Origin of the sequence: Bradyrhizobium sp. USDA 4538, assembly GCF_024171045.1 — a bacterium.
Classification (GTDB): Bacteria; Pseudomonadota; Alphaproteobacteria; order Rhizobiales; family Xanthobacteraceae; genus Bradyrhizobium; species Bradyrhizobium australafricanum.
The window spans coordinates 306,444-330,860 of record NZ_JALJZE010000001.1; the positions used below are offsets into that span (position 1 = coordinate 306,444).

A 24,417-nucleotide genomic window follows, 5' to 3' on the forward strand; every position below is an offset into this window, starting at 1 on the left:
GATTGAGCACGACCTTGCGGAAAACCGGCTTCCACTTTTCCGGATCGTGCTCGTGATCGCGCACGATCTTGCGGAGAGCCGGCTTGCACGTCCCGGATCATGCCCTGGTCATGACGCGATCGGCCATCGCATCGCGACCTCGTCCCTTGATGAACACGCTCTCCGTGAACGCTGCGCGTCGGTCGGAGAAAAACCGGCTCCACCATGCCGGATCGTGCTCTTTGATACAGCCGGCGCGGGAATGCCCCCCGCGCCGGCTGTCCGCGCCTTGTTAATTTTTCTTGGGTAGCGCGAAGCAGTTAGCGCCCGAGGCGTTCGACTTATCGAGCCAGATCGGACGCGTGTAATAGACGAGATTGCGGCTGCCCGGCTTCTCGCCTGATACCAACAGGGTCTCGGCGGCGAACATCAGGTCGTGGCCCTGCTCGGTCGCCTTGTAGCTCAGGAACTTGTAGAAATTGCCCGAATTGACCTGGTCGCAATCGAGCTGCGAGCCTTCACCGGAGGCGAACACCTTCACATCGTCGATCTTGCCGGCATTGCGGATCGCCTGCGCCGCGCCCGACTCCATGATGCCCCAGAACCCGATCGAGGCGCAGAGGTCGGGATGCTGCTGGATCACCGTCGCGGTGACGTTGAGCGCGGTGTTGGCGTCCCAGTTCGCGGCCTGGTTCGAGACCACCTTGATGTTCGGATCCTTGTTCAAGACCTCCATGATGCCGCCGACCTGGTCGACGCTGGCGGCCGCGGTCAGTTCGCCCTGCACGATCTGGACCTTGCCCGACTTGCCGGAGCCGGTGCCGCAGGCCTTGACGGCTTCGTTCGCCAGCATCCTGCCGATCTCGCGCCAGTCGGCGCCGACAAAGGCGCCGGACTTGTAGTTCGAGGACATGTTGATCTGGATCACATGCGTGCCCTGGCTTTCGGCGCGCTTCAGATCCTTCATCAACAGCGTGACGCTCGGATTCTGCACGATCAGCACGTCGGGCTTCTGATCGACCAGCGCGGTCAAGGCCTGCTGCATCGCCGACGGATTGTTGTTGGGATCGCGCACGACATACTTCATGCCGCGCCACTCGGCCTCTTCCTGCACCACCCGGCCCCATTCGTCGGACAGCGGCACGCCGAGCGCGATCGGCAGATAGGCGATCGTCTTGCCCTGCAGCGCCTTGTCGTAGACGGCACGCAGCTCGCGCGCGGTCTTGGTGCCTTCCTCCTGCGCCGATGCCGCAAACGGCATCGCGGCCAGCGTCACGCCGGCCAGCAGGATCGTCCAGAATTTTGTCGTCGTCTTCATCGTCTCCCTCCACAAAGCAATTTCTTTTGATTGATCTATTTGGCGCGGCGGCCGGCTCAGTCGCCTCGTCTCAGTCCCCTTGCCGCGCGGTCTCCTCGTCGCGGGGATGCAGCCAGTTGTCGAGCACGATGGCGGCCAGCAGCACCACGCCCTTGATGATGTTCTGCACCTCGCTGTTGACGTCCATGATGGTGAAGGCGTTGAGCAGCGTGCCGATCAGGATGCAGCCGACCACGACGCTGAACACGCTGCCGCGGCCGCCGATCAGGCTGATGCCGCCGATCACGACAACGAGCACGACGTCGAAGATCATGGTGCCCTGGGTGATCGCCATCTGCATGCTGCCCGTGGTGCCGACCCAGACCAGGCCCGCAATCCAGGCGAGCAGTGCAACCAGCACGTGCTCGAGCACGATCAGCGGCCGCAGCGCGACGCCGGTCAGCCGCGCGGCCTCCGGATTGTCGCCCTGCGAATAGATGAAGCGGCCGATCGAGGTGCGCGACAGGAACAAATGCATCGCGATTGCACAGGCCGCGAACACCAGGATCGGAACCGGGATGCCGAACAGCCGTCCGGCGCCGAGATACATCAGGCCCGGCGCATCCTTCGGCGCATAGACCACCCAGGCCGGCGCGATCCAGAAGGCGAGGCCATAGATCACGAAGCCGGCAGCCAGCGTCACGAACAGCGCCGGCGCCTCGACGAAGGCGACCATCACGCCGTTGACGACGCCGATCAGCACCGCGACCGCCAGCGCCAGCAGCACTGCCGTGAAAACAGGCATGCCGTTCTGCATGTAGATCAAAGCGATCGCCCAGGAACCCGCCATGATCGCGACCTCGGAGAGGTCGATGCCGCGGCTGATCACGATCAGCCCCATGCCGAGGCCGAGCACGCCGAGGATGGAAATACTCCGCAACAAATTCAGGAGATTGGAGACGGTGGCGAAGCCGTTCAGCGTCAGGCCGAACACGATCAGGAGCGCGATGGTGATCAGGAGCACGATCTGCTCCTGGCTCGGCTTCGCAAACATTGCGCCCAGGCGAGATGATGCCGCAGGGACAGCAACGCCGCGCGATGGCGATTGCACGCTCATCGTTTCCTCCAGGTATTATTTTGCTTGAGACTTTAAGAGTGCCGATTAGTATTCGTCAAATGCATTCGACGGATACGGATTGATCATTTCCATGCATGTACGCGACGTCGATCTGAACCTGTTCGTCGTGTTCGACGCGATCTATTCCGAGGGCGGCGTCAGCCGCGCCTGCTTCCGCCTCAACCTGACGCAGCCCGCGGTAAGCCATGCGCTGAGCCGGCTGCGCGCGATGTTCAACGATCCGCTGTTCGTGCGCCGCAACCACGTGATGACGCCGACCCCGCTGGCCCGGCAGATCATCACCACGGTGCGCCAGGCGCTCAACGGCCTCGAGACGACGCTGACCCACACCCACCGGTTCGATCCGGCGCAGACGCCGAAGCGGTTCGTGATCGGGCTGCGCAACAATCTCGAGGCACCGATGCTGAGCGCGCTGGTCAACCGGATCAGCACCGTGGCGCCGCTGGTCGAGATCGCCACCGTGCGCAGCGAGCGCAACAATCTCGAGCGCGAGCTTGCCGCCGGCACCCTCGACGTCGCGATCGATACGCTGTTGCCGCTGTCGGCGGAGGTGCGGCGCGAGCAGATCCTGACCGAGCATATCGCGGTGTTCGCGCGGCGCGGCCATCCCGAGCTCGGCAGCCGGCTCGACAAGAAGGCTTATTTGCGCATGGAGCATGTCTGCGTGACGTCGCGGCGCAGCGGGCTGTCGTTCGAGGATTTTCAGCTCCAGCGCCTCGGCCTGACCCGCACTGTTCGCCTGACCTGCCAGAATTTCGCAACCGCCTGCCATGTCGTGAGCCGCAGCAACATGCTGCTGACCGCCTCGGAGAGCGCCGCCTCCGTGCTGGAAGATCCCGGGCTGCTGCAGTGCTTCCCCTGCCCGTTCCCGATCAGTCCGCACGTCAATTATCTCTACTGGCACGCCACCGCCGAGGACGACACCACCAATCAATGGCTGCGCGAGCAGTTGCGCGCCGCGGCGGCGCTGCTGGCCGGCAGCCAGTTCGGCCGCAGGAACGGGCGCGCGAAGATGCGGCCCCGCGTGGGATATCCGGCGCCGGCCAGCCTCGCCGCCGAATAGCCGCGTCAGCCCACCACGCGGATCGGGTCCGAGCCGTCCCAAGTCGCGGCCACGGTCCTGATCTTCTCGAAGAACCGCCCCTTCGATCCCGAGATGTCTGAGATCTCGATCACGGTGCCGGCATGGCCGGCGGTGTCGAAATAGGCGAAGCGTCCCTTGGGGCCGCCGATCTGGCCTTCATGACCGACCGTGAAGCCTGCCGCGACGGCGCGGTCATAGAGCGACTGGTAGTCCGTGCTCCAGTACGACATGTGCTGCAGGCCCTCGCCGTGGCGCGCCAGAAAATCCAGATACATCGACGGCGCGTCGTTGCGCTGTTGGATCAGCTCGATCTGCAGATCGCCGGAATTGGCCAGCGCGATCGACATCTCGACCGCGGAGTCCACGCCGCGATAGCGGAACCAATCGACCTTGACCGAGGGGATCAGGAAGAATGGCCCGACCCGCAGTGTCTCGGTCCAGAACTTCAGCGCCGCATCGATGTCGCGAACGACGTAGCCGTTCTGACAGACCTTGCCGAACAATGCGCTCATGCGCCCTCCCCGCCGCTCACAAACCGCTGAGCCCGCTGTCGACCGCGAGCGTCTGCGCGGTGACATAGACGCTTTCATCCGACATGAAGAACAGCACCGCATAGGCGATCTCCCACGCCGTCGCCTGACGGCCGAACGGGATATGCCCCTTGCCGCGCGACGGCCGGCCCGCGCCGGCCTCGCGGCCGTTCGGGGTGTCGACCAGCCCGGGATAGACCAGATTGGCGCGGATGCCGCGCCGCGCGCCCGTGTGTGCGATGTTGCGCATCAGGCCGCCGAGCGCGGCCTTGGAGGAATCATAGACCGCCATCTGCGATCCCGCCTTCAGCGCCGCGATCGAGGAAATGAACACGATCGAGCCGCCGTCTTCGAATTTCGGCAAGGCCGCGCGGCAGCACAGCATCGGGCCGCGGACATTGACGTCGTAGATCCTGTTCCATTCCTCCGCGCTGACATTGTCGAGCCCGGTCTTGCCGAAGGTACCGATGTTCAGCACCATGCCGTCGAGCCCGCCCATCGTGCGATGCGCCTCGTCGATCATCCTGATGACGTCGGCTTCCATGGTGACATCGGCGGCGATCGCGAAAGCGTGGCCGCCGTCAGCAGCGATGCGCGCAACCGTGTCCTCGGCCGAGGCGCGGTTGAGGTCGGCGACCGCGACATGCGCGCCCTCGCGTGCGAACAGCAGGCTCATGGCGCGGCCGTTGCCGATCGGATCGGTCGCGGCATCGAACACCCGCTGGCCGCCGCCGACCACGAGGATGCGGCGGCCGTTGAGCCGCCCCCTGCCCGGCGCGGTGCCGGCCGATTCCGCGCAGAGCGGACGGACATAGCGCTCCGGCTTCGTGTCTTTATTGGCCTCTTGCGAAATCTCCGACATCTCGTCAATCCCGCTTCTTGCCGCCTTCGAACACGGCCATGCCGGCGGCCGGATCGAGATCGGTCTCGGTCGCCTCGGTCAGCCGCGCCATCATCATGTAGAAGCCGAGCGCGACGATCGTCTCGACGATCTCCTGATCGCTGAAATGCTCGCGCACCGTGGCAAAGGCCGCATCGCCGACGCGGACCTTCTCGACCACCTCGCGGCCGAAGCGAAGCAGCGCACGCTCGGCTGCGTTGAGTGCAGCATCGTCGTATTCGCCGCGCTCGACGGCATCGATCTGCGCCTGGGTGACGCCGACACCGAGCGCGATCGGCACATGTTGCCGCCATTCGTAGGCGCCGCCCTCGAGCTGCGCGGCCTGCAGGATCAAGAGCTCGCGGTTGACCGCCGACAGCTTCTGCTTGTGCAGGATCGAATTGGCGAGCCGCATCGCCGGGATCATATTGGCCTCGGCATGGGCCATCATGCGGAAGATGTTGAGCTTGACCGGCATGCGGTCGAATGAGGCGCGGATCTCTCCGCTCGTCGTCTCCGGATCAATCAGGGGCAGTCTTGCCACGCGTGTCCTCTCCCTTGTTCTTCGTTTTTTCTTGTTCGTCCGGCTTTCCCGGCGCGTCCACCTAAAGCACCTCGCCGACCGAGATCAAGCAGGCCACCCGAGATGGCCCGAATTGCGGGGTTCTGCCATGCGGTTCCGCGCTTGAATCCCCGTGCACGGGCAGGCATAAGGACCCTCATCTCCCTAAAAAATGCCCTTAGCCCAAGGATTTGAGAAGGATTTACGATGCCCGCCTATCGCTCCCGCACCACCACCCACGGCCGCAACATGGCGGGTGCACGCGGCCTCTGGCGCGCCACCGGCATGAAGAACGAGGATTTCGGCAAGCCGATCATCGCGGTGGTCAATTCCTTCACCCAGTTCGTGCCCGGCCACGTCCATCTGCAGAATCTCGGCCAACTGGTCGCGCGCGAGATCGAGAAGGCCGGCGGCGTCGCCAAGGAGTTCAACACCATTGCGGTCGATGACGGCATCGCGATGGGTCACGACGGCATGCTGTACAGCCTGCCCTCGCGCGAATTGATCGCCGACAGCGTCGAATACATGGTCAACGCGCATTGCGCCGACGCGATGGTCTGCATCTCCAACTGCGACAAGATCACGCCCGGCATGCTGATGGCGACGCTGCGGCTCAACATCCCGACCGTATTCGTCTCGGGCGGACCGATGGAGTCGGGCAAGATCCTGCTTAAGGGCAAGAAGCGCGCGGTCGACCTGATCGACGCGATGGTCGCGGCCGCCGACTCCAACGTGTCGGACGAAGAGGTCGCGGTGATCGAGCGCTCGGCCTGCCCGACCTGCGGCTCCTGCTCCGGCATGTTCACCGCGAACTCGATGAACTGCCTGACCGAGGCGCTCGGCCTCGCGCTGCCCGGCAACGGCTCGGTGCTGGCGACCCACGCCGATCGCAAGAGCCTGTTCGTCGAGGCCGGCCACCTGATCGTCGACCTCGCCCGCCGCTATTACGAGCAGGACGACGCCAAGGTGCTGCCGCGCAACATCGCGAACTTCAAGTCGTTCGAGAACGCGATGACGCTCGATATCGCGATGGGCGGCTCGACCAACACCGTGCTGCATCTGCTCGCCGCCGCGCGCGAGGGCGAAGTGCCGTTCACGATGACCGACATCGACCGCCTGTCACGCAAGGTGCCGGTGCTCTGCAAGGTCGCGCCCTCGGTGCAGGACGTCCACATGGAGGACGTGCATCACGCCGGCGGCATCATGGCGATCCTCGGCGAGCTCGACCGCGCCAAGCTGCTCACGACCGACGGGCCGACCGTGCACGCCGCAACGCTGGACGATGCGCTGAACCGCTGGGACGTGGTGCGGACCACGAGCGACAAGGTACGCAACTTCTATTGTGCCGCGCCGGGCGGCGTGCCGACCCAGGAGGCGTTCAGCCAGGACCGCCGCTTCGACGAGGTCGATCTCGACCGCGCCAAGGGCTGCATCCGCGACGCCGCGCACGCCTATTCCAAGGACGGCGGCCTCGCCGTGCTGTTCGGCAATCTTGCGGAAGACGGCTGCATCGTGAAGACCGCCGGCGTCGACGAGAGCATTCTGAAGTTCTCAGGTCCCGCCCGCATCTTCGAGAGCCAGGACGCATCGGTCGAAGCCATCCTTGGCAACAAGGTGAAGGCCGGCGACGTCGTGCTGATCCGCTATGAGGGACCGCGCGGCGGCCCGGGCATGCAGGAGATGCTGTACCCGACCAGCTATCTGAAGTCGAAAGGCCTCGGAAAGGCCTGTGCGCTGATCACCGACGGCCGCTTCTCGGGCGGATCGTCGGGCCTGTCGATCGGCCACGTCTCGCCGGAAGCCGCCGAAGGCGGCCTGATCGGCCTCGTCGAGGAAGGCGATATCATCGAGTTCGATATCCCGAACCGCAAGGTCAACCTCAAGGTCGACGATGCCGAGCTGAAGCGCCGTCGCGCAGCGATGGAAGCCAAGGGCAACGCGGCCTGGAAGCCGGCAGCGCCACGCAAGCGCGCCGTCTCGACCGCGCTGAAGGCCTATGCGGCGTTCGCCAGCAGCGCGGCCAAGGGTGCGGTTCGCATCCTGCCGGAGTGATCGGGGCGAGCTGAACTCGGCCGTTCACTTCGCAAGAGCGAGTTGGCTTCTCCTGTGTCATTGCGAGCGCAGCGAAGCAATCCTTCTGTCCGCACATGCGGAACCATGGATTGCTTCCACGCTTCAGCGCAAAATTGCTCTGCAATTTTGTCGCGAGCTCCTCGCAATGACGGCACCATTGGATCGCGCCCCAAACTCCCACAGGGAGAGGTCGGATGCCGCCACACGCGGTCCATCTGGTTCAGGCGTGCAAGTCGGCCGCCTCGATCCGGATGCGGTCGGCATGCAGTGACCAGTCGCACAGCGATTGTTCCTGGCAAAACTTGACCTTGGCCATCTCGGTGGCCTGGCCCTCGCTCGAGGCGTCGATCTCAAGCGCGCCCTGGCAAACCTCGCGCTCGCGGCCATTGCCGCCGAGCACGTCCTTCATGAAATGAACGACGAAGCGTGACATGGAACCCTCCCTGCTGCACCGGCAGAGCCCGGGGGTACCACGCTAGCACTAACACGAAAGGGTAGTGAGTTAATTCGGCTGATACGCGTGCGACTGTTCGCAGCGGGGAAAGCTACGCGCCGGCCTGCGGCAGGCTGGCGGCAGCGATCGCGACGATCTGCGCAAGACGGCGGCCGATCCTGGCGGGCGCGTTGCGGAGCAATGACTGGACCTGTCGCATGAACCTCTTCCTTCCGTGCCCGGAATGGACGGGCACCGACGGAAAATGGCGATTTCAGGCTAAGTCGTCGATATCTCAGGGAAAATAACAACGGACGCGTTGCGAGGCGGTCGTCCGGCAGTGGATTTATTGCCCCGATCGAGGCTACGACGAAGGAGATTTTCTCCGGTGTTTTTGCCCGCGCAACAACGCTCGCACGGCTGGCCGCTTGTGCGAGGGAAGCACCGGCGGAAGAGTTCCCTTCCGCCCTTGCGGGTATTCTCCCCCGCAAAGCCCAGCGCTTGTACGATTTCTGAATATTGGAAATGTACCCCTGAGTTGCCCGACGCGTCAAGCTGCCTGCTCGAACGCCGACAGCCGCCAGCTCCTTTGCATGGGGTTGTTTTCGATATTTTTGGCCGCGCGCAGCCGCGGCCCCCGCTGGGGAAGGCCCGACCCTACCCCGGCATGAACCCGAACGCCCTCTCGAACCGTCTTGCGTAGACCGGCCACACCTCGGGATTGATGATGCGCGGCGGGCGCTTGCCGTCGAGGGCGTCGAGGATCTGCTCGGCCGCGATCCGGCCCATGTTGATGCGCGCCTCGCGGGTGACGCCGGCGGTGTGCGGGCTCGCCAGCACATTGTCGAACTGCAGCAGCGGATGATCCGGCAGCGGCGGCTCCTTGTCCCAGACGTCGAGGCCCGCACCCGCGATGCGCTTTTCACGTAGTGCCTCTTCCAATGCCTTCTCGTCGTGGATGAAGCCGCGCGCAGTGGTGACGAAGTAGGCGTGCGGCTGCATCAGCGCGAACTGGCGCGCGCCGATCATGCCGCGGCTGTTCTTGTCCAGCGGACACGAGATCGAAACAAAGTCCGCGCGACGCAGGAGATCGTCGAGCTCGACCTTCTCCCCGCCCCGCTTTGCCATCTCATCCGCCGTGAGATAGGGATCGTAGGCGATCACCTTCATGTGCAGGAGGCCCTTGCACAGCTCGGCGATGCGGCGGCCGACATTGCCGAGCCCGACGATGCCGACGGTCTTCTCCTTCAGCTCGTTGCCGATCAGGTCGTTGCGGTTGACATTGGCCTCGCGCCGCAGCCTGCGGTCGGACTGGATGATCCGCTTCGACAGCGTCAGCATCATGCCGAGCGCGTGTTCGGCGACCGAATTGGCATTGCCGCCGGACTGGTTGACGACAAGCACGCCCGCCGCGGTGCAGGCATCGACATCGACGGGATCGAAGCCGGCACCATTCGACGACACGATCAGAAGATTCGGCGCACGCTTCAACAGCTCGGCGTGGGCATGGAAATGCGGCGCCAGCTCATCGCGGGCCGCGCCGATCTGATAGGCATGCGCGTCCGCGAGAACCGGCGCGAACGTCGCCTCCGGCGTCTCGTTCTCGAGACGATCGAGCCGGACGTCCGGCCGCTTCTTCAGGATGTCGACGTAGATCTCGTGGGCGAGGTATTTGACGTAGAACACGCGCTTGTTGTTGACGGTCATGTCTTCGAGCAGCTTTCAGTTTGGGAAGCCATAGAGTCGTGCGGGATTGTCGACCAGGATACGGTGCCGGGTCGCCGCATCCGGCGTCCAGTCCTGGAACAGCGTCAGCAGATGGCCGGCGTCAGGCATTTCGCCTTCGACCCGCGGATGCGGCCAGTCGCCGCCCCACACCAGCCGTTCAGGATTGGCCGATACCAGCGCCTCGTGGAACGGCCGCGCATCGGGATAATCAGGGGCCCGCCGGCTCAGGCGATGCGCGCCCGAGAGCTTGGCCCAGCACCAGCCTTCGTCCACCGCACGCAGCAGGCTCTGAAAGCCCGCGGTGTTGATGCCGGCGGCAGCATCGGTGCGGCCCATGTGATCGACCACGACCGGCAACCCGAGCGCCTTCAGCGTCGGGATCGTGTCAGGCAAATCCCTCACGTCGATCCAGAGCTGCAGATGCCAGCCGAGCTCGGCCATCACGCCCGCATGCGTCTCGGCAACGTTCAAGGGAATGCCGCCGCGATAGTGCAACTGCCCGCCGCGGAAGAAATGGTTGAAGCGCAGACCGCGGACGCCGAGCACATGCCATTGCCGCAGCGTGCCTGCCGCCACATCGGCATCGGCCACCGCGACGCCGCGCAGCCGCGCGGGCTCACGCTGCAACGCATCCAGCATCGCCGAATTGTCGTGGCCGTGCGCGCTGCCCTGCACCAGCACGCCGCGGGCGAAACCGAGTGCATCGAGCATGCCGAGATAGGTCGCGAGCGGCGCGTCCGGCGGCGTGTAGCTGCGATCGCCGGCATAGGGGAAGCGGTCAGCCGGGCCGAACACATGCGCATGCGTATCGCAGGCCTTTGGCGGCAGCTTGTCCCTTGGCGGCGTCACCGGACGCGGCGGCAGGCAGGCGGGAATTTCCGACGCAGCCATGTTCTATTCCGTCTTCATTCCGGCAGCCTTGATGATCGGCCCCCATTTGTCGTAGTCGGCCTTGATCTTGGCGGCGAACTTGTCCGGCGTGGAGCCGATCGGGATCGCACCGAGCTTGCCGAGCCGCTCCTTCACGGCATCGGTGTTCACGGCCGCGACGAAATCATGCGAGATCTTGGCGACGAGGTCGGCCGGCATGTTGCCGGGCCCGAGCAGCCCCCACCACACCTCGGTGTCATAGCCCGGCACGGTCTCCGACATGCTGGGCACGTCAGGCAGGAACGGCGCACGCGAGCCGGTCGTCACCGCCAGCGCGCGAACCGTGCCGGCCTGCAGCTGCCCGACCGATTCTGGTCCGTTGTTGAACGACAGCGGAATTTGCCCGCCGAGCAGATCGTTGATCGCGGGCGCTCCGCCCTTGTAGGGGATCGCACTGATCTCGATCTTGGCGAGATTGTTGAGCAGCTCGCCGGCCAGATGGGTCGAGGTGCCGTTGCCGGCATGGGCGAAGGAGAGACTGCCGGGCTTCGCCTTCGCCGCAGCGATGACGTCGGCGACCGATTTGAACGGCGAATCCGCGCGCACCAGCAGCACGTTCGGCGACGACGCCAAGAGCGAGATCGGCGAGAAATCCTTGAAGGTGTCGTAGGGCAGCTTTGGATAAAGGAACGGATTGGTGGCATGGCCGCTCGCCACCATGATCAGATTGTAACCGTCGGGCGCGGAGGTCGCGATCGCCTGCGAGGCGATCACCCCGCCGGCGCCGGGCCGGTTCTCGACCACGATCGATTGCGTCCAGGTCTTCGACACCGCTTCGGCGAGCGTCCGCGTCAGCACATCGACGCCGCCGCCGGGCGGATATGGAACGAGAATGTGAACGGCCTTGGCCGGGAACGGCTGCGCGGACGCAAGCCCGGCCACAAAAATGGCCGCTGCCGCAATGGCGGTCCGCCAGACCCATCCGGCCATCGACGCCTCCCGTCCCTTTTTTCGTTACGCCTGTATCGCACGTTGGTTCGGCGCTGCGATGGCCGAATTCCGCAGATCGCGTTGCGGCCGCGACATGTTGACAATCGCAGGCACCGCGTCAAGTTTCGTGCGGCAAGCGGCCACCAGCGTCGCGCGAGCAGGGAGAACAGGATGGCGGCCGCGGAACAAGCCTCGTCCCAGAAGTCAGCGACCAGCTGGCACGGCATCGTGCTGCAGACGCTGAAGCGGAACGAGATCAAGCTGGTGCCCTATGTGCCCGACCGGGTGCTGACCACGCTGATCAAGGACCTGCACGCCGATCCCTATTTCACGACATTTCCGACCGCGCGCGAGGAAGAAGCGGTCGGCATCGTTTCCGGTGCCTGGATGGCGGGCACGCGCGGCGCGGTGCTGATGCAAACCTCGGGCTTTGCCACACTGGCCAATGTGCTGGCCTCGCTCGCGGTGCCCTATCAGATTCCGCTGATCATGTTCGTCTCCGAGCGCGGCACGCTAGGCGAGTTCAATTACGGCCAGGCGCTGGTCTGCCGCACCATGCGCCCGGTGCTGGATTCGCTGGCCATGGAGCATCACACCATCACCCGGCTCGACGAGCTCGAATTCATTGCCGACCGCTCGATCAAGCAGGCCGTCACCACCCAGGCGCCGGTGGCACTGATCCTCTCGCCGCTGCTGACCGGCGGCAAGACCTTCGACAAGTGAGATCAGCCATGACCAGCACCCCCGCGCGCAACACCAAGGTGATGAACCGCTTCGAGCTCACCCAGCGCCTCGTCGCCGGGCTGAAGGACGAGGCCGTGATCGGCGGCATCGGCAACACCAATTTCGACCTCTGGGCCGCCGGCCACCGCCCGCAGAATTTCTACATGCTGGGCAGCATGGGCCTCGCCTTCCCGATCGCGCTCGGCGTCGCGCTGGCGCAGCCGAAGCGGCGCGTATTCGCGCTCGAAGGCGACGGCTCGCTGCTGATGCAGCTCGGCTGCCTCTCGACCATCGCGACACTGGCGCCGAAGAATCTCACCATGGTGGTGATGGACAACGGTATCTACCAGATCACGGGCGCGCAGCCGACGCCGGCCGCCGGCCATACCGATATCGTTCAGGTCGCAATCGCCAGCGGCATCGCGAGCAGCTCATGGGCCGCCGACGAGGACGATTTCGAGCGGCTGATCGAACAGTCGAAACAGACCTCCGGCCCGACCCTGATCGGCGTCCGCATCGACGACAAGCCCGGCACCGGCACCACCCGCCGCGACCCCGTGCAGATCCGCGAGCGGTTCATGCATGGGATGGGGGTGAGGCAGCTGCTGTAGGCAAGACCCGGCGGCCGCGCATCCGTCATTGCGAGGAGCTCGCGACAAAATTGCAGAGCAATTTTGCGCTGAAGCGACGAAGCAATCCATGCATCCGCGCATGCGGTTGGATGGATTGCTTCGCTGCGCTCGCAATGACGGCAGTCGGGCCCGTATGAGTTCGACTCAATTCATCCTCAACTCCGTGATGTGCCGCGGATCCGGTGCCAGCTCGCCGCGTTCGACGCGCTTGACGATGTCGGTCAGCGCGGCATTGGCATTGCAGGTGATGCCGAGCTTCTCGCCTTCGCGAACCACGAGCCCGTTGAGGAATTCGATCTCGGTGCGGCGGCCCTTCTGCATGTCCTGGCCCATCGAGGGACGCTGCGCCGACGAGGTGCGCTTGGCATCCTTGAAGCGCTGCTCGTCACAGGCGCGCGTTGCGGCCTCGTCGCCCTCGCCGGCGCGGGCGATGGTCTCGGGCGGCAGATGCAGGATCTCCTCCAACTGATAGCCCTGCGCCTGGCCGACGCGGATCGCCTCGCTGCCGAGCCGCGTCGAGAAGCGGCGCAGCGGTTCGCTTTGCAGCACTTCGCCGCCCGTTAGATCAGTGCAGGCCGAGAGCCCGTTGCCCATCACGTTGGCGACGAGCTTGGACCAGCGCTCGCCCCAGAGATTGGAGGTGACCTTGGCGCTGTCGGAATAACCGACCAGGCGGCAGACTTCCTCCGCCCGCGCCGTGATGCGGCCATGCACCTCGCCGGCGCGAAACACGGTGTGCGCTGCACCGCCCTTGCCGGCGCCGCGGTGGATGTGGCCGGGCTCGGGCAGATTGACGGTGATGCTGCTTGCGATGCAGCCAAGCGTCTTGCCCCAGCCGACGATGCCGGCGATGGTCTCCTCGTTCATGCAGTTCTGCAGCGACACGACGTAGCCGTCCGCCGCCAGATATTGCCGGATCAGCATGGTGGCCCAGTCGGTGTCGTAGGACTTCATGCAGACGAAGGCGATGTCGACCGGTTTCTCTTTCGCCAGCTGCTGCGCGTCGGTGACATCAAGCGCGCGCACCGGCACCGAGAATTCCGCGACGTCCATCGCGTGCGTGACGCGCAGTCCGTGCTTGCGCATGTGCTCGACATGCGCGGGCCAGGGATCGATGAAGGTGACGTCCTCTCCCGCCTGCACCATATGCGCACCGGCGTAGCCGCCGACAGCGCCCGCGCCGACGATCGCGATCTTCCGAGCCATGTCTCCATCCCCTGCTCTTGATTGAGACGAACGCTGGCTGCGTCCATCCGTTGCGGATCAGTTTAGGGGATCGCGGCGTCAGGCCAACCGGTCGCTTCATGAAAAAAGCGGGCCCGTGCCATGCCGGTATTCATGGGACCCACGAAAATCGGACCACGAAAATCCCCGCGGGCGATGGGCCCGCGAGGATGTCATTTCCTTGCTTTCGTCATTGCGAGCGTAGCGAAACAATCCATGCTTCAGCATACGCGGCGCGACGGATTGCTTGGTCGCTTCAGCGCAAAATTGCTTGCAATTTTGTCGCGAGCTCCTCGCAATGACGGTGGAACAGGCGCGATCACGCGATCAGTCGATGATCTTGACGATCCGGCGGGTGCGCGGCTCCACAATCACGCGGCGATCATTGACGACCGCGTAGCGATACTCGGTGTAGCGCGGCACCGGGCGCAGCACGACGGTGTCGGGCAGCGGCTCGCCGACGACGACGCGTTCACGCACCACCACCGACGGCTCGCTGCGCGGGATCGATGTGATCACCGCATTCGGAATCTCGAGGCCGGCGCCGACCGCGGCACCCACCGTGCCGCCGACGATCTCGCCGACAGGGCCCGCGATTTCGCCACCGGCCCGCGCGCCGTTCGCGGCACCCGCCGCGGTCGTGGACTGCGCGAAGGCCGAGCCGGACGCGAGCAGCGACGCAGCAGCGACAAGGGACACAGCAAAACGCTTGTTCATGATTCTCCTCCTCCGAATTGATCGATGCCCCCTCAACATCGCAAGCAACGAGAACGTTCCAGTTCCAACGCTGCAACCCGCGTAACTCCAGTTCCGCGCACAATTCGCTTGATTCCGGCACGAACGAAAATGCTACTCCGAACAACCTTCGAAGCAGCATTCATCCTGGGTTCAGATTCAGAGATCGTTCAGAACAGAGCGCGCGGCGCGCCGTTCATTCCGACGGCTTTTGATCGGCTCGCCGTCTCGGAGCTCGCCGTCTTGGCGGCGGTGCAGCCGCTGGCTTGATGCGGATTCGCATCGTCCCGCCCTTCGACTCGATCTCGAAAGCGTTGGTCCTGCGCACCAGCTCGCCGAGGGTGCGGAAGCCGTAGGTCCTCTGATCGAAATCCGACGCGAAATTGGCCAGCTGCCGTCCGACCTCGCCAAGCGTGACCCAGCCGTCTTCGCTCGCCATCTGGCTGATGACCTTCTTGATGATCGGCGTGGCGGCCTCGGGCGGCTGCAACGGCTGCGCCCGCACGGCGGCATCCTGATTGCTCGGCGCGCCGCCGCGCAGATTCTCGGTATAGACGAACCGGCGGCAGGCCTGCCGAAAACTCTCCGGCGTCTTCTGCTCGCCGAACCCGAACACGTCGATGCCGTGCTCGCGGATGCGGGCGGCAAGCCGGGTGAAATCGCTGTCCGACGACACCAGGCAGAACCCGTCGAACCGGCCGCTGTGCAGTAGGTCCATGGCGTCGATCACCAAGGTGATGTCGGATGCATTCTTCCCGGTCGTATAGGCGAATTGCTGCTGCGGGATGATGGCGTGCTTCGACAGTATGTCGGCCCAGCCCTTGGACCTGGGATTGGAGAAGTCGCCGTAGATGCGGCGCACACTGGCCTCGCCGATCTTGGCGATCTCCTCGAACAGCCCATCGGCGATCTTGGCAGATGCGTTGTCGGCGTCGATCAGGACGGCCAGACGAGGCGAACGGAGTTCGGAAGGCATGGCATTTCTCGGCTGGGACAGGATGAATGGACAATTCCGCAGACAGCTGCGGAACCTGCGCAGCTGCCGTATCGGAGCACATCGCGCGTCCCAAGCATAGGCGGCATCGCCAAGACGTCGCGGCGATGCCAGCCTTGAGGCGGCGAGGTCAGATCACCTCGCCCAAGTCGATCGCCCGCCTGGCGAACTCGATGGCCTTCTCGGCGGTGATCGCGTCCGCTGTGGTCGTCGCCTCGTCGCGCACCGACGGCGGCGAAGCGATCCGGATCTTCTTGCCGTTCGAACGGCGGATGGTCGCGCGCCAGCGATCGACATCGCGCCGGTAGGCATCGATGACAAAATCCCGATAGCTGACGCCGCTCATCAGCGGCTGAATCGATGCCGCTTCGACAGTGAGCGGCCGGCTTGCGATGTCGCGCACCATCTCGACAATGGTCTCGACGGCATGCTCACGCGCGACGCCGGTCGCGTCCCTGAGCAGATAGTTCACCGCCGCGCCGATCTGCGCCCTCGCGCGATCGTCGCTCGCAAAATCCAGATCGGCCTGAACTGACATATGGGGAAAACGCCTCCGCCCGACGCAACATCGGATACCTCCAGGCATCCGGCACCTTGCAACTACGTGACGTTTAGTCGGCTCCCCATTAAAGCCGGATTATCCGTTAGCCCCCGATTTCTCGGATGCCGTTAACCGGCTCTTGATGCCGCTTCACAGGATGCTCGACGCGACAAGGATGGTCGGCCGGATCACGGGAGGACCGCGCTACGCGCCGATGTGTCCGCGGCCCCGCCCGGTGCCGCAGCCCGGTCCCCGCCGCCAATTCGCGCGTGATCAGCAATTGACATATCACTGCTATCCGTGTGACATTTTATTAAAAGGGGCCGACAAGAGCCCATCAATCTCTACTTGGGGAGGCAGCAATGACCATTTCCGACGTCACCGCGGCAGCGGGAAGCCGGGCTCCGGCCGCCGTTGCGCGAACCGCGCAGGCGCAGCAGGTCGCCGATATCGCGGCGCGGCTCGAACGCCTGCCGCTCACCTCCTATCAGCGCTGGATCTTCGGAATCATCGCGACCGCGTGGTTCTTCGACAGCATGGATCTGGCCGCGCTCACCTTCGTGCTCGGTTCGATCCGCCAGACCTTCGGCCTGTCGACGGCGGAAACCGGGCTGCTGTCCAGCATGAGCTTCCTCGGCATGTTCGCGGGCGCCGCGTCCGCCGGCCTGCTCGCCGACCGTTTCGGCCGCGCCCGCGTCTTCCAGGTCAGCATGATCTTCTGGGGACTGGGCAGCCTGTGCTGCGGTCTGTCCACCACGGCGACCGCGCTCGGTGCGTCCCGCCTGCTGCTCGGCTTCGGCATGGGCATGGAGTTTCCGGTCGCGCAGTCGATGGTCTCGGAGATCATGCCGGCGCGCAACCGCGGCCGCTACATCGCGTTCCTCGAAGGATTCTGGCCGCTCGGCTTCATCGCGTCGGGCTTGTTGACCTACTTCGTGCTGCAGGTCGCCGACTGGCGCTGGGTCTTCATCCTGCAGGCAATCCCGGCCGTGTTCGTGCTGGTGGTGCGCCGCTTCGTTCCGGAATCGCCGCGCTGGCTTGCGTCCCACGGTTATTCGGAGCGGGCCGAAGCGACCGTGCGCGACATCGAATCCAGGGTCCGCGACCGTCTCGGCGGCAAGGAGCTGCCGCCGGTGGTGCGCCAGGTGGCCGCCCCCGCGTCCGAAGTGACCGGCCTGAGAACGCTGTTTTCGGGCATCTATGCCAAGCGGACCACGATGTTGTGGACCCTGTGGTTCTTCGCGCTGCTCGGCTTCTACGGCCTGACCACGTGGCTCGGCGCGCTGCTGCAGGCCAAGGGCTTCCCGATCACCAAATCGGTGTTCTACACCATCCTGATCTCGCTCGCGGGGATCCCCGGCTTCCTGGTCTCGGCGTGGCTCGTCGAATCCTGGGGCCGCAAGGCGACGCTGGTGATGAACCTGCTCTGCGGCGCGATCGCCTGCCATTTCTACGGCTCGGCGGCGGACCAGACCCAGCTCATCATTGCCGGCCTCTGCATGCAATTCTTCCTGTTCGGCATGTGGTCGGCGCTCTACGCCTATACGCCCGAACTGTACCCGACCCATGTCCGCGCCACCGGAACGGGCTTTGCCTCCGCGGTCGGCCGAATCGGTTCGCTGATCGGCCCCTATGTGATCGGCGTGATCCTGCCGGCGGCCGGACAAGGCGGCGTGTTTGCGCTCGGCGCCGGCGCGTTCGTGGTGGCGGCGCTTGCGGTGCTGTTGCTCGGCGAGGAAACCCGCGGCCGGACGCTGGAAAGCATTTCGCACTGATGGGCGCGCGGCGCGCCGTCCGGTTCGGCGCGGCGCCGATCGACCGGCCTTGTCATTGCCATCGGGCGTGTGAGATATCTGCTGTACAGCAGCACTCACGATCCTGATGGTAAATTCGAGCAAACGATCCAGCACGGTGCGCGTGCGCACAGCAGGAAGCCGCCGGCCGGCACGGCAATCGTCCGCCGCCGGCGACAAGCCGCGCGGTTCCGCGCCGGCCCCGCTCCCGCAAAGCGACGTCACGCTCACCGATCGCGCCTATGCCGAGCTGGAAGAGCTGATCGTGACGCTGCAACTGCCGCCGGGCACCGCGCTCTCCGAGCTCGTGCTCGCCAAACGGCTCAACATCGGCCGAACCCCGATCCGCGAGGCCTTGCAGCGCCTGTCGCGCGACGGCCTCGTCAACATCCTGGCCCGCCGCGGCGTGCTGGTGTCCGAGATCGACCTCAGGGCCCAGCTGCGCCTGCTCGAAGTCCGGCGCGAGCTGGAACGGCTGATGGCGCGCGGCGCCGCCGAGCGCGCCACCAGCGAGCAGCGCACCCAGTTCTCCGAGATCGCCGCCGGCATGCGGCGCGCGGCGGAGAAATCCGACGACCTGCTGTTCATGCGGCTGGATCACCAGTTCAACACCCTGATCTCCGCGGCGTCGCGCAACGAGTTCGCCTCCCGCGCCATGGGCCTGATGCATGGCCTGTCGCGCCGGTTCTGGTACCAGCATTACAAGGAAGCGGCCGATCTGCCGCTCGCGGCGCGGCTGCATGCCGACGTCGCCGAAGCCGTCGCCGAGCGCCGCGTCGACGCCGCGGGCGCGGCCTCCGATAGCCTGATCGACTACATCGAGAGTTTTGCACGTTCGACGCTGTAACGGCTCTCAGAGCTCGACGACCGTGCGGATCGAACGTCCGCGCCGCAGCGCCTCGAAGCCGTCATTGATGCTGTCGAGGCTGCAGCGGCCTGTGATCAGTTCGTCGAGCTTGAGCCGGCCGTCCAGATAGGCCTGCGCCAGAAAGGGAAAGTCGCGCCGTGGCCGCGCGCCGCCATAGCTCGAGCGGCGAAATCGCTTCTCGCCCATCAACGCGCCCCAGCGAAAACTCACGTCCCGCGTGACGTCGATCTTGCCGAGCCAGATCACCTCGCCGCCCGGCCGTACCGCCTCCGCGGTCTGCCGAAACGCGTTGGGATGGCCCGCCGCCTCGAGGATGACGTCGGCGCCGCGGCCGCCCGTCGCCTGCTTTGCGAACTGGACCGGGTCCTCGCGGGCCGCGTTGACGACGTGCGTGGCGCCGAGCTGCCGCGCCAGCGCCAGCTTTGCATCATCGAGGTCGACCGCGATGACAGCACCTGCGCCGGCAAGCCGGGCGCCCTGCACCGCTGCCAGCCCGACCGCGCCGCAGCCGGTGACCATCACGGTATCGCCGTGACCGATGGCGGCGACGTTCAGCGCGGCGCCGACGCCGGTCATGACGCCGCAGCCGATCAGGCACGCGCGGTCGAACGGGATGTCGTTCGGCACGACGATCGCCTGCTGGGCCGGCAGCACGACATATTCCGAGAACGCGCCGAGGAACATCAGGTGCGTCAGCTTGCGTCCGTCCGCGAGCTGCGCCTTCGATGCGCCGTCGAAATGCACGCCTTCCGCGCCCCGCGCGAGATAGGTCTCGCACAGGATCGGCTGCGCGCGGTCGCAGTGAAAGCAGTGCCCGCAATGCGGATTCCAGGACAGGATGACGCGATCGCCGACGCTGATGTCGCGCACCGCGCTGCCGATTTCCTCGACCACGCCGGCCGCCTCGTGCCCGAGGATTATCGGCAAGGGATAGCGCAACGATCCGTCGATGACTTCCAGATCGGTGTGGCAGAGCCCCGCGGCGCGCACCTTCACCACGACGTCGGTCGGCATGGGCGGCGCAAGCGATACGCGCTCGACGGAGAGCGGCGTTCCGCTTTGATGCAGCACCGCCGCGCGACAGGTCAGGGTCATCTCAGGAATTCTCTGCCGGGGGCATCAGATCAGCACGGGCTCAGGCCGTCTGTCCGGAGCGCAGCGCCGCGACCGCCTCGTCGAGCTCGGCCGAGGAGAGCTCCCATTCATTGTCGAAATTGGCGACGACGCGCCGCATGAAGCTCTCGTGCAACGCTTTCGCGGCAGCGGCATCGTGCAGATGGTCATAGAGCAGCGCGAAGGCCAGTTGTGCCGGCTCGGGCCCCTCGTAGCTCCATTCAAAGCCGTGTTCGGTGAGACGAAGCTGGTCGTAATGCGGTGACAGCGGCTTGCCGTCGACCAGCACCGAAATGCCGTCGATGGTGCGGTCCCCGGTATAGCTCGCCATCGGATCCTCCCTGTGCTGCAGCATCATATCAGGAGCTCGGTCAGGATCCCGGCGGACGCATCTTGAGGTCCTTCTTGACGACCTCGGGGAATATCCACATCGCGACGGTTGCGAACACGCCGAGGAAGGCGACCGCATAGCTCGGTCCCTGCTGGCCCAGATAGACCATGAAAAAGTATCCGCAGGCTGCCGTGGCGAGGCACGCCAGCGACAGCATGAGCTTGATGTGGCTTGGCATCGAGACCTCCCTTCAGGTCATCCAGTTGTGAAACGACGGTGCCGCCACGCGGACCAACAGCGCGAGCGCGGCGATCATGGCGCAACAGGACAGCCGCAATCCCGCGCGTCCGTCGCGCCACCATTCCGGCAGCGCCTGAAACAGCCCGGGCAAAAACAGGAACAGCACGCCGCCGACGACAACGATTGTGGTCCAGCGCAATTCGGCCAGCGCGAACGCCAGCGTGCCGGCGAGCAGCACCACCCATAGTGCAGTCGTCATCGTCACCGGCAGGACGGCGCGCCCGCGCAGCGGGTACATCCCGGCCAGTTGCAGGAAGCCGATGCAGCACACGCTCCACAGCAGGCCGAACCAGGCGAGGCCTGCGAGATTGGGTTCAAGCTGCGGCATGCGGCACCGATTGCTCCTTCGCCACGACCCGCGGCGTCCGCGCCGTGCGGCGCATGTCGGTCTTCACGTAGCGCGTGCTGTAGCCATTGAAGACGTGGCCAAGCAGGCCGCGATTGAGGTCGGAGGTGCCGAACACATAGTCCATCACCGGGAAGGTCAGATTCATGTTCCGCTCCATCATGATCGACTGGTTGTGATGGGCGGTATGATGCCGGCGAATGGTGTTGACGAAGGGCATGTTGCGCACGAAGGCATTTTCCTCGACGTGGCAGCAGAAATGCATGAACTCGTAGATCAGGTACATCGAGGTCGTCGTGGTGATCAGCAGCCAGCCGGTGTTGGCCGAGATCACAAGGCCCGCGACGATCGCCGGCGGGATCGACATCAGAGTAAACACCACGAGCGCATAGGGCGGGAAGAAGGTGACGCGCCAGTCGTGATGATCGGCGAAGCGCATCTCCTCCTCGGTGAAGAACTGATGGTGCATCAGCGTGTGGCGGCTGTAGATCGCGCGCAGCAAGGGCACATTCGAGGGCCGGTGCATGACGAAGCGGTGCACCGCCCATTCGAAGAAGTTTGCGATCAGGAAGACCACGGGAATGGTGAGGTATTCCCACCATTTCACGTCGTGCACATTGGCCAGATAGACGTACAGCGCCGTGAATCCGATCGTGTAGATCAGCACGACATGCAGCCAGCCATTGTACCAACCCACCACGCGCTCGCGGTAGGTCGCGCGATATTTGCGCTGGCGGTCGGTCATCCCTGTTGCAGCCAACTCCATCGCGGGTCCCTCCGTCATTCATTATCTGACATATCAGTAGCACATCAGTTGCCAAAGGCAAGCTGCCTTGGTGGGCCGGACGCGGTCAGGAAAAGGGATCGGCGCGCGGAACCCACGCAAGACGGAGCAGGAAGGCCTGGCTGGATTCGAACGGTCAGGCGGGTTGCGCCCTGCCCGCCCACCCCGGCGAAGGCTCGGACGGAAGCGACCCCCATGAAAAAAAGCCGCCCCGGACGGTGTCCGAGGCGGCCTGTGGTATTCGACAGATCAGAAGGTCAGAGCAGGCCCGCGCCGCGCGCCCACTTGTACTTGGCGCCGAGCACCTCGACCGGGAGTTCGGTCGAATAGGCGTAGGCCGGGATGCCGTTCTGGTAGAGATACTCGGCGGCTTCCTCGACCTCGACGTCGCCGGCGAGCGAGGCGACGATCGGCTTGACGAAGCCCTTGGCCTCCATCTCCTTCTTCACCTCGACCATGTTGCGCGCGAACACCATCGGCGGCGTCACGATGGTGTGCCAGTAGCCGAGGATCAGCGCGTGGATGCGCTCATCCGACAGGCCGAGCTTGACCGTGTTGACGTAGGTGATCGGCGGCTCGCCGCCGGTGATATCCACAGGATTTCCGGCCGCGCCGAACGGCGGGATGAACTTGCGGAACGCCGCATCGAGATCCGGCGGCATTTGCATCAGCGACAGGCCGTTGTCGACCACGGAGTCGGAGAGCAGCACGCCGGAGCCGCCGGCACCGGTGATGATCAGCACGTTCTCGCCCTTCGGCGTCGGCAGCACCGGCACGCCGCGGGCGAATTCGAGCAGCTGCCGCAGGCTGCGGGCACGGATCACGCCCGACTGCTTGAACACGTCCTCGTAGATCTTGTCGTTGCCGGCGAGCGCGCCGGTGTGCGACGAGGCCGCCTTCGCACCCGCAGACGTGCGGCCGGCCTTGAGCACGACCACCGGCTTCTTCTTGGAGACGCGCTTGGCGGCTTCCGCGAAGGCGCGGCCATCCTTCAGGTCCTCGCAGTGCTGCGCGATCAGGTTGGTGTTGGGATCCTGCTCGAAAAAGGCGAGCAGATCGTCCTCGTCGATGTCGGACTTGTTGCCGAGGCCGACGATCGCCGACACGCCCATCTTGGCCGAGCGCGAGAAGCCGATGATCGCCATGCCGATGCCGCCCGACTGCGACGACAGCGCGGCGTGGCCCTTGACGTCATAGGCGGTGCAGAACGTGGCGCAGAGATTGGCCGGGGTATAATAGAAGCCGTAGATGTTCGGCCCCATCAGGCGGATATTGTACTTCTTGCCGACCTCGACGATCTCGGCCTGCAATTCCGGCGCGCCGGCCTCGGCAAAGCCCGAGGGAATCAGCACCGCGCCGGGGATTTTCTTCTCGCCGCATTCGGCGAGCGCGCCGGCGACGAATTTCGCCGGGATCGCGAACACCGCCGTGTCGATCACGCCGGGCACGTCCTTGACGCTCTTGTAGGCCTTGTAGCCGAGGATCTCGTCGGCCTTGGGGTGGATCGGATAGATCTCGCCCTTGTAGCCGCCGTTGATGAGGTTCTTCATCACGGAGTTGCCGATCTTGCCGTCCTCGGCGGAGGCGCCGATCACAGCAACGCCCTTCGGCTGCATGATTCGGTTCATCGCGGCGACGATCTCTTCGGTCGGACGCGGCGCCGGGCGCGGCTTGTAGTTGAAGTCGACGACGATGCGGACGTCGGCCGCGATCGCGTTCTTGCTGGTGGCGAACACCGGGTTGAGGTCGAGCTCGACGATCTCGGGGAAATCGCTGACCAACTGCGACACCTTGACGATGACGTCGGCGAGCGCCTCGCGATTGACCGCCTCGCCGCCGCGCACACCCTTCAGCATCTCATGCGCCTGGATGCCGTCGAGCATCGACAGCGCATCATCCTTGGTCGCGGGCGCGAGGCGGAAGGTGATGTCCTTGAGGATTTCGACCAGCACACCGCCGAGGCCGAAGGCAACCAGCTTGCCGAACGAGCCGTCGGTGATCGAGCCGACGATCACCTCGGTGCCGCCGCCCAGCATCTGCTGGACCTGGATGCCCTCGATCTTGGCATCGGCCTTGTACTTCCTGGCGTTGGCGAGAATCGTCTCGTAGCTCTTCTCGGCCTCGGCGGCGCTCTTGACGCCGACCACCACGCCGCCAGCCTCGGTCTTGTGGAGGATGTCGGGCGAGACGATCTTCATCACGACCGGGAAGCCCATGTCGGAGGCGATGCGGGCGGCCTCGGCCGCCGACTTGGCGACACCCTCTTTCGGCACCGGAATGCCGTAGGCGTCGCAAACCACCTTGCCTTCGGGCGCGGTGAGGCTCGTGCGCTTGTCGGCCCTGACCGCATCGAGAATTTTGCGGACCGCATCCTTCGAATTTGACATTGGCTTCCTCCTGGGACAGATTTCGTGGCATTTGGTATGCCAAAAACGCAATTGTCAAGGTCGGTCGAGGTCCAAAAAGATC

The 24,417-nt window shown here is 65.0% G+C and carries 25 protein-coding genes; 6 read left to right on the top strand and 19 right to left on the bottom strand.

What is annotated here, in order from left to right; translation table 11 throughout:
- Positions 1 to 271 precede the first annotated feature (271 nt).
- Together J2R78_RS01310 and J2R78_RS01315 are read right to left on the bottom strand one after the other, a co-directional pair.
- On the bottom strand, positions 272 to 1,297 hold the full coding sequence (locus J2R78_RS01310; protein WP_028331499.1) for a sugar ABC transporter substrate-binding protein: 1,026 nt from the start codon (positions 1,295 to 1,297) through the stop codon (positions 272 to 274).
- Positions 1,298 to 1,367: 70 nt separating this feature from the next.
- Complete coding sequence (locus tag J2R78_RS01315) at positions 1,368 to 2,393, bottom strand: ABC transporter permease (protein ID WP_225163682.1); 1,026 nt, start codon at positions 2,391 to 2,393, stop codon at positions 1,368 to 1,370.
- 91 nt (positions 2,394 to 2,484) lie between these two features.
- On the opposite strand from J2R78_RS01315, the gene J2R78_RS01320 reads away from it, so the two are divergent.
- Positions 2,485 to 3,477, top strand: a complete 993-nt coding sequence (locus J2R78_RS01320; protein ID WP_253609441.1) for a LysR family transcriptional regulator — start codon at positions 2,485 to 2,487, stop codon at positions 3,475 to 3,477.
- Between the two features lie 5 nt (positions 3,478 to 3,482).
- Here J2R78_RS01320 and J2R78_RS01325 read toward each other — a convergent pair whose 3' ends face one another.
- Genes J2R78_RS01325 through J2R78_RS01335 form a run of 3 tightly spaced genes read right to left on the bottom strand, consistent with a single transcriptional unit; the run spans position 3,483 to position 5,452 of the window.
- Positions 3,483 to 4,010 carry a VOC family protein gene (locus tag J2R78_RS01325; protein WP_092079822.1) on the bottom strand — a complete coding sequence of 176 codons (528 nt, stop codon included), beginning with the start codon at positions 4,008 to 4,010 and terminating at the stop codon, positions 3,483 to 3,485.
- Positions 4,011 to 4,026: 16 nt separating this feature from the next.
- Complete coding sequence (locus tag J2R78_RS01330) at positions 4,027 to 4,890, bottom strand: SDR family NAD(P)-dependent oxidoreductase (RefSeq protein ID WP_253609443.1); 864 nt, start codon at positions 4,888 to 4,890, stop codon at positions 4,027 to 4,029.
- A 4-nt stretch (positions 4,891 to 4,894) separates the two neighbouring features.
- Positions 4,895 to 5,452: a carboxymuconolactone decarboxylase family protein gene (locus J2R78_RS01335; protein ID WP_057020285.1), complete on the bottom strand. Its 558-nt coding sequence runs from the start codon at positions 5,450 to 5,452 to the stop codon at positions 4,895 to 4,897.
- Between the two features lie 225 nt (positions 5,453 to 5,677).
- Here J2R78_RS01335 and ilvD point away from each other — a divergent pair, with 225 nt between their 5' ends.
- Positions 5,678 to 7,522: a dihydroxy-acid dehydratase gene (ilvD, locus tag J2R78_RS01340; protein WP_253609444.1), complete on the top strand. Its 1,845-nt coding sequence runs from the start codon at positions 5,678 to 5,680 to the stop codon at positions 7,520 to 7,522.
- 241 nt (positions 7,523 to 7,763) lie between these two features.
- Here the strand turns inward: ilvD and J2R78_RS01345 are convergent, their stop codons facing one another.
- From J2R78_RS01345 to J2R78_RS01360, 4 genes are all read right to left on the bottom strand, one after another.
- Positions 7,764 to 7,976, bottom strand: coding sequence for a hypothetical protein (locus J2R78_RS01345; protein ID WP_028345217.1), 213 nt, complete (start codon positions 7,974 to 7,976; stop codon positions 7,764 to 7,766).
- Positions 7,977 to 8,633: 657 nt separating this feature from the next.
- Positions 8,634 to 9,683, bottom strand: a complete 1,050-nt coding sequence (locus tag J2R78_RS01350) for a hydroxyacid dehydrogenase (RefSeq protein WP_253609445.1) — start codon at positions 9,681 to 9,683, stop codon at positions 8,634 to 8,636.
- Between the two features lie 15 nt (positions 9,684 to 9,698).
- Positions 9,699 to 10,595: an amidohydrolase gene (locus tag J2R78_RS01355; protein WP_253609446.1), complete on the bottom strand. Its 897-nt coding sequence runs from the start codon at positions 10,593 to 10,595 to the stop codon at positions 9,699 to 9,701.
- A 3-nt stretch (positions 10,596 to 10,598) separates the two neighbouring features.
- Positions 10,599 to 11,564: a tripartite tricarboxylate transporter substrate binding protein gene (locus tag J2R78_RS01360; protein WP_253609447.1), complete on the bottom strand. Its 966-nt coding sequence runs from the start codon at positions 11,562 to 11,564 to the stop codon at positions 10,599 to 10,601.
- 171 nt (positions 11,565 to 11,735) lie between these two features.
- Here J2R78_RS01360 and J2R78_RS01365 point away from each other — a divergent pair, with 171 nt between their 5' ends.
- Positions 11,736 to 12,287, top strand: a complete 552-nt coding sequence (locus J2R78_RS01365) for a thiamine pyrophosphate-binding protein (RefSeq protein WP_253609448.1) — start codon at positions 11,736 to 11,738, stop codon at positions 12,285 to 12,287.
- Positions 12,288 to 12,295: 8 nt separating this feature from the next.
- Positions 12,296 to 12,898, top strand: a complete 603-nt coding sequence (locus tag J2R78_RS01370; RefSeq protein ID WP_253609449.1) for a thiamine pyrophosphate-dependent enzyme — start codon at positions 12,296 to 12,298, stop codon at positions 12,896 to 12,898.
- A 165-nt stretch (positions 12,899 to 13,063) separates the two neighbouring features.
- Here the strand turns inward: J2R78_RS01370 and J2R78_RS01375 are convergent, their stop codons facing one another.
- From J2R78_RS01375 to J2R78_RS01390, 4 genes are all read right to left on the bottom strand, one after another.
- Positions 13,064 to 14,125, bottom strand: a complete 1,062-nt coding sequence (locus J2R78_RS01375; RefSeq protein WP_253609450.1) for a ketopantoate reductase family protein — start codon at positions 14,123 to 14,125, stop codon at positions 13,064 to 13,066.
- A gap of 345 nt (positions 14,126 to 14,470) precedes the next feature.
- Positions 14,471 to 14,860: a DUF1236 domain-containing protein gene (locus J2R78_RS01380; RefSeq protein WP_253609451.1), complete on the bottom strand. Its 390-nt coding sequence runs from the start codon at positions 14,858 to 14,860 to the stop codon at positions 14,471 to 14,473.
- Between the two features lie 214 nt (positions 14,861 to 15,074).
- Positions 15,075 to 15,854, bottom strand: a complete 780-nt coding sequence (locus tag J2R78_RS01385) for an NYN domain-containing protein (RefSeq protein WP_253609452.1) — start codon at positions 15,852 to 15,854, stop codon at positions 15,075 to 15,077.
- Positions 15,855 to 16,002: 148 nt separating this feature from the next.
- The gene (locus tag J2R78_RS01390; RefSeq protein ID WP_253609453.1) at positions 16,003 to 16,410 is read right to left on the bottom strand and encodes a hypothetical protein; all 408 of its coding nucleotides are present in this window, start codon (positions 16,408 to 16,410) and stop codon (positions 16,003 to 16,005) included.
- Between the two features lie 365 nt (positions 16,411 to 16,775).
- Here J2R78_RS01390 and J2R78_RS01395 point away from each other — a divergent pair, with 365 nt between their 5' ends.
- Together J2R78_RS01395 and J2R78_RS01400 are read left to right on the top strand one after the other, a co-directional pair.
- Positions 16,776 to 18,188 (top strand): MFS transporter, encoded by a 1,413-nt coding sequence (locus J2R78_RS01395; protein WP_057020275.1) that lies wholly within the window; start codon positions 16,776 to 16,778, stop codon positions 18,186 to 18,188.
- Positions 18,189 to 18,294: 106 nt separating this feature from the next.
- Positions 18,295 to 19,053, top strand: coding sequence for a GntR family transcriptional regulator (locus tag J2R78_RS01400; RefSeq protein ID WP_253609454.1), 759 nt, complete (start codon positions 18,295 to 18,297; stop codon positions 19,051 to 19,053).
- A gap of 6 nt (positions 19,054 to 19,059) precedes the next feature.
- Here the strand turns inward: J2R78_RS01400 and J2R78_RS01405 are convergent, their stop codons facing one another.
- From J2R78_RS01405 to J2R78_RS01430, 6 genes are all read right to left on the bottom strand, one after another.
- Positions 19,060 to 20,169 (bottom strand): Zn-dependent alcohol dehydrogenase, encoded by a 1,110-nt coding sequence (locus tag J2R78_RS01405; RefSeq protein WP_253609455.1) that lies wholly within the window; start codon positions 20,167 to 20,169, stop codon positions 19,060 to 19,062.
- 40 nt (positions 20,170 to 20,209) lie between these two features.
- Positions 20,210 to 20,518, bottom strand: coding sequence for a DUF6166 domain-containing protein (locus tag J2R78_RS01410; RefSeq protein ID WP_253609456.1), 309 nt, complete (start codon positions 20,516 to 20,518; stop codon positions 20,210 to 20,212).
- A gap of 40 nt (positions 20,519 to 20,558) precedes the next feature.
- Positions 20,559 to 20,756 carry a hypothetical protein gene (locus J2R78_RS01415; protein ID WP_024579640.1) on the bottom strand — a complete coding sequence of 66 codons (198 nt, stop codon included), beginning with the start codon at positions 20,754 to 20,756 and terminating at the stop codon, positions 20,559 to 20,561.
- 12 nt (positions 20,757 to 20,768) lie between these two features.
- Positions 20,769 to 21,146, bottom strand: a complete 378-nt coding sequence (locus J2R78_RS01420) for a DUF4175 domain-containing protein (protein ID WP_253609457.1) — start codon at positions 21,144 to 21,146, stop codon at positions 20,769 to 20,771.
- The gene (locus J2R78_RS01425) at positions 21,133 to 21,930 is read right to left on the bottom strand and encodes a sterol desaturase family protein (RefSeq protein ID WP_253610056.1); all 798 of its coding nucleotides are present in this window, start codon (positions 21,928 to 21,930) and stop codon (positions 21,133 to 21,135) included. The genes J2R78_RS01420 and J2R78_RS01425 overlap by 14 nt, the downstream gene beginning before the upstream one ends.
- A gap of 275 nt (positions 21,931 to 22,205) precedes the next feature.
- Entirely contained in the window at positions 22,206 to 24,335 is a 2,130-nt protein-coding gene (locus J2R78_RS01430) for an acetate--CoA ligase family protein (protein WP_057020270.1), read from the bottom strand.
- Positions 24,336 to 24,417 lie beyond the last annotated feature (82 nt).